The 12,378-nt window shown below is 68.6% G+C and carries 11 protein-coding genes, 1 tRNA gene and 2 pseudogenes; 9 read left to right on the plus strand and 5 right to left on the minus strand.

Annotated elements, in window-relative coordinates; translation table 11 throughout:
* Window positions 1-87: 87 nt before the first annotated feature.
* The 5 genes from GA0115254_RS15520 (at window position 88) to GA0115254_RS15540 (ending at window position 3,593) form a co-directional block, all read left to right on the plus strand.
* A complete protein-coding gene (locus tag GA0115254_RS15520) occupies window positions 88-780 on the plus strand; it encodes an HAD family hydrolase (RefSeq protein WP_093895868.1) in 693 nt (230 codons plus the stop codon).
* A gap of 107 nt (window positions 781-887) precedes the next feature.
* The gene (locus tag GA0115254_RS15525) at window positions 888-1,790 is read left to right on the plus strand and encodes a radical SAM protein (RefSeq protein WP_093895869.1); all 903 of its coding nucleotides are present in this window, start codon (window positions 888-890) and stop codon (window positions 1,788-1,790) included.
* Between the two features lie 61 nt (window positions 1,791-1,851).
* Window positions 1,852-2,424 (plus strand): hypothetical protein, encoded by a 573-nt coding sequence (locus GA0115254_RS15530; protein ID WP_093895870.1) that lies wholly within the window; start codon window positions 1,852-1,854, stop codon window positions 2,422-2,424.
* On the plus strand, window positions 2,342-2,989 hold the full coding sequence (locus GA0115254_RS15535; protein WP_093895871.1) for a class I SAM-dependent methyltransferase: 648 nt from the start codon (window positions 2,342-2,344) through the stop codon (window positions 2,987-2,989). The genes GA0115254_RS15530 and GA0115254_RS15535 overlap by 83 nt, the downstream gene beginning before the upstream one ends.
* Window positions 2,990-3,005: 16 nt before the next feature.
* The gene (locus GA0115254_RS15540; RefSeq protein ID WP_093895872.1) at window positions 3,006-3,593 is read left to right on the plus strand and encodes a class IV adenylate cyclase; all 588 of its coding nucleotides are present in this window, start codon (window positions 3,006-3,008) and stop codon (window positions 3,591-3,593) included.
* 511 nt (window positions 3,594-4,104) lie between these two features.
* Here the strand turns inward: GA0115254_RS15540 and GA0115254_RS46075 are convergent.
* Window positions 4,105-4,489, minus strand: a pseudogene (locus GA0115254_RS46075) (mobilization protein); the annotation flags it as partial.
* Window positions 4,490-4,531: 42 nt separating this feature from the next.
* Here GA0115254_RS46075 and GA0115254_RS15555 point away from each other — a divergent pair.
* A pseudogene (locus tag GA0115254_RS15555) lies at window positions 4,532-5,238 on the plus strand (site-specific integrase); the annotation flags it as partial.
* An 83-nt stretch (window positions 5,239-5,321) separates the two neighbouring features.
* Here GA0115254_RS15555 and GA0115254_RS15560 read toward each other — a convergent pair.
* Window positions 5,322-5,395 (minus strand) — tRNA-Thr (locus GA0115254_RS15560).
* A gap of 179 nt (window positions 5,396-5,574) precedes the next feature.
* On the opposite strand from GA0115254_RS15560, the gene GA0115254_RS15565 reads away from it, so the two are divergent.
* From GA0115254_RS15565 to GA0115254_RS15575, 3 genes are all read left to right on the plus strand, one after another.
* Window positions 5,575-6,711 carry an ABC transporter ATP-binding protein gene (locus tag GA0115254_RS15565; protein ID WP_093895874.1) on the plus strand — a complete coding sequence of 379 codons (1,137 nt, stop codon included), beginning with the start codon at window positions 5,575-5,577 and terminating at the stop codon, window positions 6,709-6,711.
* Window positions 6,712-6,936: 225 nt separating this feature from the next.
* Window positions 6,937-7,350, plus strand: coding sequence for a hypothetical protein (locus GA0115254_RS15570; RefSeq protein ID WP_093895875.1), 414 nt, complete (start codon window positions 6,937-6,939; stop codon window positions 7,348-7,350).
* 34 nt (window positions 7,351-7,384) lie between these two features.
* Window positions 7,385-8,095, plus strand: a complete 711-nt coding sequence (locus tag GA0115254_RS15575) for a nucleotidyltransferase family protein (protein ID WP_093895876.1) — start codon at window positions 7,385-7,387, stop codon at window positions 8,093-8,095.
* Between the two features lie 81 nt (window positions 8,096-8,176).
* On the opposite strand, the gene GA0115254_RS15580 is transcribed toward GA0115254_RS15575, so the two are convergent.
* From GA0115254_RS15580 to cysS, 3 genes are all read right to left on the minus strand, one after another.
* Window positions 8,177-9,805, minus strand: coding sequence for a DoxX family membrane protein (locus GA0115254_RS15580; RefSeq protein ID WP_176740138.1), 1,629 nt, complete (start codon window positions 9,803-9,805; stop codon window positions 8,177-8,179).
* A gap of 115 nt (window positions 9,806-9,920) precedes the next feature.
* Window positions 9,921-10,877 (minus strand): 23S rRNA (guanosine(2251)-2'-O)-methyltransferase RlmB, encoded by a 957-nt coding sequence (gene rlmB, locus GA0115254_RS15585; protein WP_093895878.1) that lies wholly within the window; start codon window positions 10,875-10,877, stop codon window positions 9,921-9,923.
* 83 nt (window positions 10,878-10,960) lie between these two features.
* Entirely contained in the window at window positions 10,961-12,364 is a 1,404-nt protein-coding gene (gene cysS, locus GA0115254_RS15590) for a cysteine--tRNA ligase (protein WP_093895879.1), read from the minus strand.
* Window positions 12,365-12,378: the final 14 nt, after the last annotated feature.

Here is a 12,378-nt window from a genome sequence, read left to right on the forward strand (position 1 = left end):
AAAGCCGAGGCGGTCAGGAGCGGGCAAGGACGTTATGGGACGTTCCTCAGAAGCCAGAGTTTCGACCACGGTACTTACGCTGGTCGTATGGAGCTCATCGTCCTGTGGGACATCGACCACACGCTCATCGAGAACGCCGGGGTCAGCAAGGAGATCTACGCTGCCGCATTCACGGCGCTGGCGGGAACCGGTCCGATCGAACCTGCGCGGACGGAGGGCCGTACGGATCGCCTGATCATGCGCGACATGTTCCAGCGGAACGGCCTGTCCGAGCCGGACTGGGCGGCCGTCGAGGTTGCTCTTGCCAGTGCCGGGGAGGAACGCCTCCACGATCTCAGCGAGCGCGGGACGGCCCTGCCGGGCGTGCGTGACGTCTTGAAGGCGGCCTCGGTACACGAGGGCTGGGTATCTTCGGTTCTCACCGGCAATATCGCGGCCAACGCCCGCGTGAAGGTATCGGCCTTCGGCCTGGACCCCCTCCTCGACCTGTCTGTTGGTGCTTATGGGGCTGACGCTCTCCAGCGTCCCGGCTTGGTGGCTGTTGCCCGGGAGCGCGCCCAACGCCTCCGAGGCGCGTGGGATGACGTGCCTGTCGTGTTGGTAGGAGACACCCCGAGGGATGTCGAGGCCGCGCTCGCCACGAACTCCGGGATCATTGCAGTCGCTTCTGGCGTCCACAGCGCCGAAGAATTGAGGGCTGCCGGCGCGCAGGTAGTGCTACCGAACCTGACGGACACTGCGCATGTTCTCGGGATCCTGGAGACCTTCGCGGCCCACTGAAAACGTCCCAGGACGTCCCCGGGGCGTCCGGATACGCGGTGATGCCGTCCGTACTCGTTCCGCCAGCATCAGGTCTCCCACCAGGCAACTGCCCGAAGGAGACCCACGTGATCGGGGAAGTCACCGGGATCCGCAGGATCCGGATGCTGTACCTGCAGCTGTTGTACCGCTGCAACTTCGAGTGTCTGCACTGCTTCCATGGCAAGAGGCTCAAGCACGCCGATGCCTTCACTGCAGACGAGGCCGTCAACCTCCTCACACTCATGCGCGACCAGTACGGCACCGAGGCCGTCACCCTGCTGGGCGGCGAGCCGTTCGTCTACAAGGACCTCGCCTACGTCGTCCGGTACGCCAAGCAGGAACTGGGCATGCAGGTCGAGATCTGCACCAACGGCTATCGAATCGAGCGACGGCTCACCGAAATCGCAACCCACCTGGACCTGCTGCGCGTATCGCTGGAGGGCATCGGCTCGACCAACGACCACGTCCGCAAGTTCGGGAGCTACCGGAGTGCGCTGAGCGCACTCGACATCGCCCGGGGACTCGGTGTCCGCACCGGTGCGACCTTGACGGTCACCTCTCACAACATCGGCGAGGTGGTCCCGCTTGCTCGCACCCTCCAGAACTACGGGGCAGAGCAGTTGAAGCTTCACTGCCTCCGACCGGTCGGCAACGCAGCAGATCACCCCGAGCTCCTCATCACCGACTCCGCCGCCTACATCCGCCTACGTGAACAGCTCCAGACCGCCGACCTGACCATCGAAGTGATCGTCGACGAGGACTTGTCCGAGAACGGCGCCCCGGAGATCTGCGCTCCTGCAGGTGGCCTGACTCAGATCGATCGGATCGAGGCCGACCCGCGCGGCGCACTCACCATGTCCTGCAAGGCCGTCGGCAAGGACTCCCACGCTTTCTGGTACGACAAGCTCGCTGACCACATCGACCACCGGCCATCCGCCACCGACGAACTCACACTCGCAGTACCGGACGTCGTATACGGCCGTGTCTGACGCCCCGCTGTTCGAGAGCCTCGAAGGACTTCGCGGCACTGGCAAGTCGACCATTGCACCGATGCTGGCAGCAGCCCGTGAAGCCGTTCTGGTCCCGACCGTGCCGCTCTTCTACCAGCCGCTGCGGCGCGAGGTGGACCTGCGGGGCAACGCCGAGGCCCGGTTGTGCTTCTACCTGTCCGCGTTGTTCACCGCGGCTGACGAGATACGGCGCTACCTGTCCTCAGGCACCCCGGTCGTCGTGGAGAGCTACTTCGCTCGCTGTCTCGCCACCCACCGCGCTCTCGGCGTTCGTCTCGGGGTCAGTCTGCCGCCCGACCTGCCGCAGCCCGTGACCTACCAGCTGACGTGCGGCGAAGACGAGCGTCGGCGTCGGCTCGCTGAGCGGACCAAGCCGGTCTCCCGCTGGGACACCCTCGTCGAGGGCTCTGGCGACCGGGTTACCGACGCCTACGCCCAGTTCCCGATGCACCGCGTGGACACCACGCGCCTGGACCCCGGCGAGGTCCTCCAGGCGATCCTCGCCACTGACACGCAAGGAGCCCACCACCGTGCAAACGCAGAGCCTGTGGGAGCACGCCCTCACCTTCTTTCCCCAGTTCCTCGCCGCGCTGAAGGAGCGTGCCACTCCTGACGCCACTGTCGCGGTCATCGGCGCGAGCGACGGCAAGTTCATCCTGCCGCTGGCCGCCGCCGGCTACCGAGTGATCGCCGTAGAACGCGACCCCCTTGCTCTTCACGGTGGTGAGGTCACGCTCCCGGGTGACAACCGGGCCCACGCGATGGGCCTCATCGACCGGCTCAAGCTCGAATCGCTGTACGACCGAGTGCAGGTCGTGGAGGAGGACTTCCTTCAATGGGAGCCTCTGGACATGCCCTGCGACGCCATCTGGACGAGCTGCTCGTGGCATTACAGTGCCAACCACCATCGCCCGCTCGCCGAGTTCATCACCCGCATGCAGTCGTCCGTGCGCCAGGACGGTCTGTTCGGCGCGGAGTTCATGATGCCTGTCACTCAGCGCCAGCACCTGATCGAGCACTACACGTCCCCGGAGAAGCTCAGGCGTCACTTCATCGGCGACTGGGACGTTCTGCTGACCCTGCGAACGAATGAGTTCGCCGAGCGAGCCCACATCGGCCAGCTCCAGGACCACACCCACCGGATGGGCCTGCTCCTCGCGGCCCGCACCCCCTCGTAGCGCAAAGGAAAAGCCCATGAAGCATGAGTACGAGGCCAAGTTCCTCGCCATCGACGTCGCCGGCCTTCAGGCCAAGCTGACCACTCTGGGCGCTGCCCAAGCGTTCCCGCGCACCCTTCTCACCCGCAAGATCTTCGAGAACGACGCCCTCGAAGGAGGTGCCTGGGTGCGGTTGCGCGACGAGGGCACCCGATCGACGCTGACACTCAAGCAGGTCACCGACGCCACCACGATCGACGGCACAACCGAGATCGAGACCGAGGTCACGGACCTGCACGCCCTGGCCGAGATCCTCCGCAGCCTCGGCATGCGCGAGGTCCGGTACCAGGAGAACTACCGCGAGGAGTGGCGCCTCGGCGAGGTCGCCTTCGACTTCGACACCTGGCCGGACCTCCCCACCTTCGTCGAGATCGAAGGGCCTGACGAGGCATCGGTCCGACGGGCAGCTGCACTGCTCGAACTCGATTACACCGACGCCCGGTTCGGTAGCGTAGATGAGATCTACAAGAGCGAATGCGGCCGCGACATCCTGGCCGAACCCACCCTCCTCTTCGCGGACGCCAGCAAGAGTGGGGCAGCCCGAGTGGCCGCCCATGGCCACTGACCTTGAGGGCTGAACTGTGCTTATGGAACTGGCCGTGCCACACCGGGTGATACCCGGGATCGCCGAGTTCGCTCGCGGTGGTCTGCCCGCACCGGCAGGTACCGATGACGGCAACCACTGGATCGATGGGCTCTGCTGGCTCTACTGCGGCCAGCAGTGGACGCGTGTCCTGTGGATCGGTCCCGTGAGCGTGGCCGGTGCCCAAGCCGCGATGTACGCCTGCGGCCCCTGCATCCGGGCACTTCAGGAGCAGGTCTGGCAATCCATTCTTCTCAATGGTGATCCGGTTCGTTCGACGCGGCCCGGGATCCCCGCTCAGGCAGAGCCAGTTGGCGGACGTCGGATGGGGAAGCATCGAGCACGAAGTGGATTCTTGCGCCGCGGATAGGCCTGCTTGTTCGGGGCGGTCACCGCGACTCTCCACAGCGATGGCTCTGCGCGAACGCCGTACCAACCAGCCGCAGGGGACGGTCACCCAACGGGTTTCCGTCCCCTGCGGCTGTAACGACTTCTATCGGCGGCGGGGCTGTTGGCGCTTGTCTGTGGGCGAGGCTGTTGCTGCGTGTTTTGAGGTTCGGTTCTGCTGGACGGGGGTTCCTGCGCTTGTGGTGGTACGCAGGCGGGCCACTTCGGCTCGACGGTTGCGTACGGGGTTGCGGCTGGTGTGCTACGCGCGCGGGTTGACGGGCGGTGGTCAGTTCACGTTGAGCGGCGGCTTCCTGGAGAAGCTGGTGGGGTTTGTGGCCGCGTGCTTCGGCGTCGGCGAGGACGGTGGCGAGAGCGGGCCAGCCGGGGTCGGTGAGGATCCGGTCGGTGTATTCGGGGACGGCGGCGCGTACGTCGCTGGCCAGGGTCCTACGAGTCTCGTCCTTCGGGCGGCGGGCTTCGAGCTTTGACCCACCCGATTGGGTCCCTGACACCACCACGGAGGAACGCCGTTAAAGGGCTCCACTTACCGCCGCTGCTCCTGCCGCGACCCGAAGACCGGCAAGGAGCTCGGCTCCTCCTGCCCGAAGCGCACCAGCAGGAACCACTGCACCTACTCCGTCTCCGTACGTCAGGAGCTTCCGCCCCGCGAGGACGGGGGTCGGCGCTCCTTTGCACAGGGCGGGTACGGCAGCCTCAAGGCCGCCCAGGCCGATCTCGACCACATACGCGCCCTCCTCGGGCTCGCTGACGCCGACGACCCCGAGGGCGTCCAGCTGATCGCCGAGATGCTCGCCGAAGTCAGCCACGGCAAGCTGCCCCTCCCCGACGTGGAGGAGAGCCGACGACGCCTCAAGGCTTGGCCAAGACCTCGTGGGCAGCCTCCCGTGAGCGAATGCTGGACCGGTGGCTCGCGGGCAAACGCACAAGGCCACGCTCCGCGCGGCCCTGAACGACACGGTCAGGCAGCAGATCATCACGTTCAACCCGGCGGCCCACGTCAAGATCGACCCGGTCCGCAAGCCGAAGGCCCTGGTATGGACGGACGAGCGGGTCGCCCGGTGGCAGCAGACCGGCGAGAAGCCTTCGCCCGTCATGGTCTGGACTCCGGAACAGACGGGTGCCTTCCTCGACTTCGTGGCCGCCGACCGGCTGTACAGCCATGTGGCACCTGACCGCCTTCCGCGGCCTGCGACGGGGCGCTCACGCAAGCAATCCCACGGCACCCCGGCCATGTGACGCACCATGCCCCAAGCAACAGAAAACCCCAGGTCACGGGCTATGTGACCTGGGGTTTCACAGAGCCCCCTGTCGGATTCGAACCGACGACCTACGCATTACAAGTGCGTTGCTCTGGCCAGCTGAGCTAAGGAGGCATACCGGAGCAGTGTAACCAACACCGTTCCCTGCGCGGTCCCAAAATTTCGCGTCCCTCGAACTACTGACAGATTCCAAATGGCCGGGTAGCGTCGCTGAGGGTTCACCCAAGTGGACCAGACCACTCCCTTACTCGGATCGTCCGGCACGTTCCTGCCGGTGAAGGAGAAGATTCAGCATGGCCAGTGTCACGTTCGACAAGGCGTCCCGCGTCTACCCCGGCTCCACCAAGCCGGCCGTGGATCAGCTCGAGATCGACATCGCGGACGGCGAGTTCCTCGTCCTCGTCGGTCCTTCCGGTTGTGGCAAGTCGACCTCCCTGCGCATGCTCGCGGGTCTTGAGGACGTCAACGGCGGCGCGATCCGCATCGGCGACCGCGACGTCACGCACCTGCCCCCGAAGGACCGGGACATCGCCATGGTGTTCCAGAACTACGCGCTCTACCCGCACATGAGCGTCGCGGACAACATGGGCTTCGCGCTCAAGATCGCCGGTGTCAACAAGACCGAGATCCGGGCGAAGGTCGAAGAGGCCGCCAAGATGCTGGACCTCACCGAGTACCTGGACCGCAAGCCGAAGGCGCTCTCCGGCGGTCAGCGTCAGCGTGTCGCGATGGGCCGCGCCATCGTGCGTGAGCCGCAGGTCTTCCTCATGGACGAGCCGCTGTCGAACCTCGACGCCAAGCTCCGTGTCTCCACCCGTACGCAGATCGCCTCGCTCCAGCGCCGTCTGGGCATCACGACCGTGTACGTCACGCACGACCAGGTCGAGGCCCTGACCATGGGTGACCGTGTCGCGGTCCTCAAGGACGGCCTGCTCCAGCAGGTCGACTCGCCGCGCAACATGTACGACAAGCCGGCAAACCTCTTCGTGGCCGGCTTCATCGGCTCCCCGGCCATGAACCTGGTCGAGGTCCCGATCACCGACGGCGGCGTGAAGTTCGGCAACAGCGTCGTCCCGGTCTCCCGCGAGGCGCTTTCCGCCGCCGCGGAGAAGGGCGACACCACCGTCACGGTCGGCATCCGCCCCGAGCACTTCGACATCGTCGAGCACGGCGGCGCCGCCGCGAAGTCCCTCTCGAAGGACAGCGCCGACGCCCCGGCCGGCCTGGCCGTCTCGGTCAACGTCGTCGAGGAGCTCGGTGCCGACGGCTTCGTCTACGGCTCCGCGCGGGTCGGCGGCGAGGACAAGGACCTGGTCGTCCGCGTCGGTGGCCGCGCCGTTCCGGAGAAGGGCACCAAGCTGCACGTCGTGCCGCGCCCGGACGAGCTGCACGTCTTCTCGACCTCGACGGGTGCGCGTCTCACCGACTGACACCCCGCACACCCGCGCCGCGAACGGCCCCGCACATTCTCCGTGCGGGGCCGTTCGCGCGCCGTGGGGCGTGCTTGGGTTTGGATCCGTACAGCGCCGGATTCCCCGGCACACCGGTCATTTCACTGCGGATCGTCAACACACGATTCGAAAAGCAGTCTCGAACCATCCCCCTCAAGAGTGACGCAATGTCGCCGAATCATCACTGCCCGCTACGCTCGCTGCGTGACCCACACCGCGCGCCGCATCGGCCGAACCCTCGCCTTCGTACTGCCCGTCGTGATGGTCCTCTCCGGGACTCTCGCCGTCACCAGCGTGCCGTGGGCAGCGCACAATTCCGAGTCGCAGGTCCTGACCGCATCGGCTCACAATGTCTCGAAGCGTGCCAAGGCGCGCACCCCGCAGGACATCCTCCGTGACCGGCTGCTCGTGGAGCTCCGGGAGAAGGACCCGGGTGTCGCGCTGACGGACCTGCAGCGTTCCGTCGAGGGCCGCCCCTCGCTCGCCCGGCACTGCATGTCGATCGCGAAGGCCCTGGGCCGCGCAGCGGTCGAGCAGTACGGTCCGACACGCGCTCACCGGTTCTCGCGTCCTGTCTGCGACACGTCGTTCGCCTCGGGCGTCGCACAGTTCAGCTGACCCGCCGGTCCGGGCACCGCATATCGTGCCTGGCATGCATACGTATCCGACGCAGGCCGTGGTCCTGGCGGGTGGCCAGGGATCGCGGCTGCGCCCGTACACCGATGACCGCCCCAAGCCGATGGTCGAGATCCCGGGCACCGGGACTCCGATCATCGGCCATCAGCTGTCCTGGCTGGCCGCCGAGGGCGTGACCGACGCCGTGGTGTCGTGCGGTCATCTGGCCGAGGTACTGCAGGAGTGGCTGGACTCGGCAGTGCTGCCGCTGCGCGTGACGACCGTCGTGGAGTCCGAGCCCCTGGGCCGTGGCGGCGGGCTGAAGTACGCCGCCGCCCGGCTTCCCGATCCGGAACAGCCCTGGTACGCCACCAATGGCGACATCTGGACGCGCTTCTCCCTGCGCGAGATGGCCGCGTTCCACGCCGAGCGCGATGCGACCGCCACACTGGCCCTGGCCCGTCCCCGCATCCCGTGGGGTGCCGTGGAGACGGACGCGTTCGGGCACATCACCGACTTCATCGAGTCGCCGCCGTCGCCGTACCTGATCAACGCCGGTGTGTACGTCTTCTCGCCGACGTTCACGACGCTGCTGCCGGAACGGGGCGACCATGAGCGGACGACGTTCCCGCGGCTGGCCCGTGAGCGCAGGCTGGCCGGGTACCCGCTGCCGCACGGGGCGTACTGGCGGGCCATCGACACGGCGAAGGACCTGACCGAGGCCGCCAAGGAGCTCGACGCGCAGTAGCGAACAGCGGCAAAGTACGCGAAGGGGCGGTCACCGGTTCGTTCCGGTGACCGCCCCTTCGTCTGCTGCGGTCCGGGGGTCTCAGCCGAGCAGACCGCCGATGGGGTTCTGCCCGCCGCCGGACGTTCCGCCGGTGGAGCCGCCGCCGCTGTCCGAGCCGCCGCCCGTGGAACCGCCGCCGGTGCCGGTGGAGCCGGAGGAGCTCGGACCGGAGCTGCTGGACCGCGGCTGCTGCGGGGTCGTCCGCTGCGGGGGCTGCTGGGCGGTGCCCTGGGTCTGGCTGGGCTGTCCGGCACCGGCACCCGCCTGGCCGGACTCGCGGACGGCTTCCGCAGCGGGCGTGGACGCCTTGGCGGACGGGGTGGTGGAGGCGCTGCTGCGGGAGGGTGAGGGGCGCCGCCCGTCGGACGTGTGGGAGGTCCGGCCGCTACGGGACTCCTGCGGGAGCGGAGAGCCGGGGAGCTGGTTGGTCGGGTCGCCGTTCGGACCGGGCACGGTGACGACCTCGGAGGAACGGACGGCGCCGCCGAGCATGGAGCCCACGAGAAGGGTGAGGCCGACGACGACGGTGGCGACGACGGCACCCCGGCGCAGCACCCGGCGGCGGAGGTCCCAGATCGCCGAGCGCGGGCCGAGCCTGCGCCAGGCCTCACCTGCGAGCCGTCCGTCGACGGAGTAGACGGGGGCGCCCGCGATGATCAGCGGGCTCCAGGCGGCGAGGTAGATGATGTCGGGCGCGTCGTAGACGGCGACGGTGCGCCAGGTGACGGTGACCAGCAGGGCGGCGGAGAGGAGAGCGCCGACGGAGGCGGCGACGCGCTGCCAGAGGCCGAGGACGGTGAGGACGCCGACGACGACCTGGAGGAAGGCAACGGTGAGTCCGGCGCCCACCGGGTGCGAGAGCGCGAAGTCGCGCAGTGGCTCGGCCAGCCCCCAGGGGTGCAGCGAGGTCAGCCACTTGACCATGGAGCCGCGCTCGCCGCCGTCGAAGTAGACGGGGTCGCACAGCTTGCCCATGCCGGCGTAGATGGAGATGAAGCCGAGGAAGACACGCAGGGGCAGCAGCACGACGCCGAGGTTCATCCGGCGTCCGGGGTAGTACGCGTGCCGTACGGAATCGCCGCCGTGTCGCCGCCCCCGGGCCTCGGTGATGTCGTCGTACTCGTCCTCGCCCTCGTCGTACGCCTCTCGGCCGTACGGCCCGGTGTCGACGGGATCGTAGGCGCCGACCGCCCGACGCATGGGCGGCAGCAGGGGGCCGCTGCCGTGGCGGCCCGGCTGCTGGGGCCCGGTGACGACGGGGTTGGGCTGGGTGTCTTCGAGGCGCTCGATGACCTGGGTGCCGCCCGCGCCGAGCCCGCCGTCGAACTCGCGGCCGGAGTAGGGGTCGTACGCGGTGGCCGAGCGGCCCGCGGTGGAGTTCCGTACGGCCTGGAGGAGCCCGGTGGCGCCGGGGTCGCCGGGGGCGGACCGGCCGCTCCACACGACGGGCGAGCGCCGGCCGCGCACAGCTCCGACGGAGCCGCCCATGGCGGGAATCCTGGGCGCGCCGGCGGGGGCCAGACCGCGCAGCCGCGGGCGCTGGGCGGGGGCGAGCTGCACCCGGAAGCTGGCGTGGTTGACGATGACCTGCGCGGGGTCGCAGTCCACCTTGGCCATGCTCAGGGCGGGTTGTTCGTCGAACCGAGGCGTTCTGGTGTCCACACTCATCTAACCGAGTGATGTGTGTTTAGGACACTGCCTTGACGGGCCCGATGTGTCCGAGGCCCGTCAATGGGGTCCGGCAGGGGGCGCCCCGGTCGGCCGCCCCCCGGCCGGGTGCACTTCAGCCCCTGCGCCGCGCGACCTCGTACAGGACGATCCCGGCCGCGACACCCGCGTTCAGCGACTCCGCGCCGCCCGGCATCGAGATGCGGACCCGGTAGTCGCAGGTCTCGCCGACGAGGCGGCCCAGGCCCTTGCCCTCGCTGCCGATGACGATGACGACGGGGCCGGCGAGGGCCTCCAGGTCCTCGACGGTGTGCTCACCGTCCGCGGCGAGGCCGACGACCGTGATGCCGGCCTTCTGGTAGCCCTCCAGGGCCCGGGTCAGGTTCGTCACCCGGGAGACCGGCGTGCGGGCCGCCGTGCCCGCCGAGGACTTCCAGGCGCCCGCCGTCATCCCGGCCGCGCGCCGCTCCGGCACGACCACGCCGTGGCCGCCGAACGCAGAGACGGAGCGGACGATCGCACCCAGGTTGCGCGGGTCGGTGACGCCGTCGAGGGCGACGATCAGCGGGTCCTCGCCCTTGTCGTACGCGGCGGCGGTGAGGTCCTCCGGGTGCGCGTACTCGTACGGCGGGACCTGGAGGACGAGGCCCTGGTGGTTCAGGCCGTTCGTCATCCGGTCCAGCTCGGGGCGCGGGGCCTCCATCAGGTTGATGTTGCCGCGCTCGCCGGCGAGCTGGAGCGCCTCGCGGACCCGCTCGTCGTTGTCGATGTACTGCTGGACGTAGAGGGTCGTCGCCGGGACGCCGTCGCGCAGGGCCTCGTAGACCGGGTTGCGGCCGACGACCATCTCGGACGTTCCCTTGACGCCGCCGCGCCGCGGCGCGGGACGGCGCGCCGCGGCCTGCTTGGCCTGGGCGTTGGCGATCCGGTTCTTCTTGTGTCCCTTGCGGGCGGAGGCGGGCGGCGTCGGGCCCTTGCCTTCGAGGCCACGGCGTCGCTGCCCACCGCTGCCTACCTGCGCGCCCTTCTTGTTGGACGTGCGGCGGTTCCTGCGCTGGCTGTTCCCGGCCATGACCTACCTGTTTCGTTGCTTCTCAGACGTGCGTACGTATAAGTGAAGTGTGCCGCCCGGATCGCCGGGCGGCACATGGGGGACTACTGGCGCGGGCCGAGTGTCCACCGTGGTCCGGCCGGGCTGTCCTCGATGACGAGTCCGGACTGGTTGAGCTGGTCGCGAATCGCGTCGGCGGCCGGCCAGTCCTTGCGCTCGCGGGCCGACTGGCGCTGGTCCAGGACGAGGCGTACGAGCGTGTCGACGACGCCGTGCAGATCGTCGCCGCGGTCGCTCTCGCCCGCCCAGTGCTCGTCGAGCGGATCGAGGCCGAGGACGCCGAGCATCGCGCGGACCTCCGCGAGCCGGGCGACGGCGGCTTCCTTGTCGTCGGCGGCGAGCGCTGAGTTGCCCTGGCGGACCGTGGTGTGGACGATCGCGAGCGCCTGCGGGACGCCCAGGTCGTCGTCCATCGCCTCGGCGAAGGCGGGCGGCACCTCGGTGGCGGGCTCGACCGTCTCGCCCGCCTTCTCGGTGACGCGCTGCACGAAGCCCTCGATCCGGGCGAACGCGGACTCGGCCTCGCGCAGGGCCTCCTCGCTGTACTCGATCATCGACCGGTAGTGCGGGGTGCCGAGGTAGTAACGCAGCACGATGGGGCGCCACGCCTTGACCATCTCGCTGACCAGCACCGAGTTGCCGAGCGACTTCGACATCTTCTCGCCGGACATGGTGACCCAGCCGTTGTGCACCCAGTACTTCGCGAACTCGTCGCCGTACGCCTTGGCCTGGGCGATCTCGTTCTCGTGGTGCGGGAAGATCAGGTCGATGCCGCCGCCGTGGATGTCGAAGGCGGTGCCGAGGTACTTGTGCGCCATGGCGGAGCACTCCAGGTGCCAGCCGGGCCGGCCGCGGCCCCACGGGGCCTCCCAGCTGGGCTCGCCGGGCCGGGTGGCCTTCCACATCGCGAAGTCGCGCTGGTCACGCTTGCCGGTCTCGCCCTCGCCGGACGGCTGGCGCAGGTCGTCCAGGTCCTGGTTGGAGAGCTCCAGATAGCCGGGGAACGACTTCACGTCGAAGTAGACGTTGCCGTCGGCCGCGTAGGCGTGACCGCGTTCGATCAGGCCCCGCATCATCTCGATCATCTCGGTGATGTGACCGGTCGCGCGGGGTTCGTAGGTGACCGGGAGGCAGCCGAGCGCGTCGTAGCCGGCGTTGAACGCCCGCTCGTTCTCGTAGCCGATGGACCACCACGGGCGGCCCTGCTCGGCCGACTTCGCGATGATCTTGTCGTCGATGTCGGTGACGTTCCGGATGAACGTGACGTCGTAGCCGCGGTAGGCGAACCAGCGGCGCATGATGTCGAAGTTCAGCCCGGACCGGATGTGCCCGATGTGCGGGGCGGCCTGGACGGTCGCGCCACAGAGGTAGATCGAGACACAGCCCGCTGTGAGCGGTACGAAGTCACGGATCTGCCGGGCGCTGGTGTCGTACAGGCGAATAGTCACGCCTCAAGGGTAGT

This window comes from Streptomyces sp. Ncost-T10-10d (genome assembly GCF_900091955.1).
Classification (GTDB): domain Bacteria; phylum Actinomycetota; class Actinomycetes; order Streptomycetales; family Streptomycetaceae; genus Streptomyces.

Bases quoted from the DNA above. Each gene is read 5' to 3' on its own strand.
- GA0115254_RS15520 (WP_093895868.1), top strand. From the start codon at position 88: ATGGAGCTCATCGTCCTGTGGGACATCGACCACACGCTCATCGAGAAC.
- GA0115254_RS15530 (WP_093895870.1), top strand. From the start codon at position 1,852: ATGCTGGCAGCAGCCCGTGAAGCCGTTCTGGTCCCGACCGTGCCGCTC.
- GA0115254_RS15540 (WP_093895872.1), top strand. From the start codon at position 3,006: ATGAAGCATGAGTACGAGGCCAAGTTCCTCGCCATCGACGTCGCCGGC.
- GA0115254_RS15565 (WP_093895874.1), top strand. From the start codon at position 5,575: ATGGCCAGTGTCACGTTCGACAAGGCGTCCCGCGTCTACCCCGGCTCC.
- GA0115254_RS15575 (WP_093895876.1), top strand. From the start codon at position 7,385: ATGCATACGTATCCGACGCAGGCCGTGGTCCTGGCGGGTGGCCAGGGA.
- GA0115254_RS15580 (WP_176740138.1), bottom strand. From the start codon at position 9,805: ATGAGTGTGGACACCAGAACGCCTCGGTTCGACGAACAACCCGCCCTG.
- rlmB (WP_093895878.1), bottom strand. From the start codon at position 10,877: ATGGCCGGGAACAGCCAGCGCAGGAACCGCCGCACGTCCAACAAGAAG.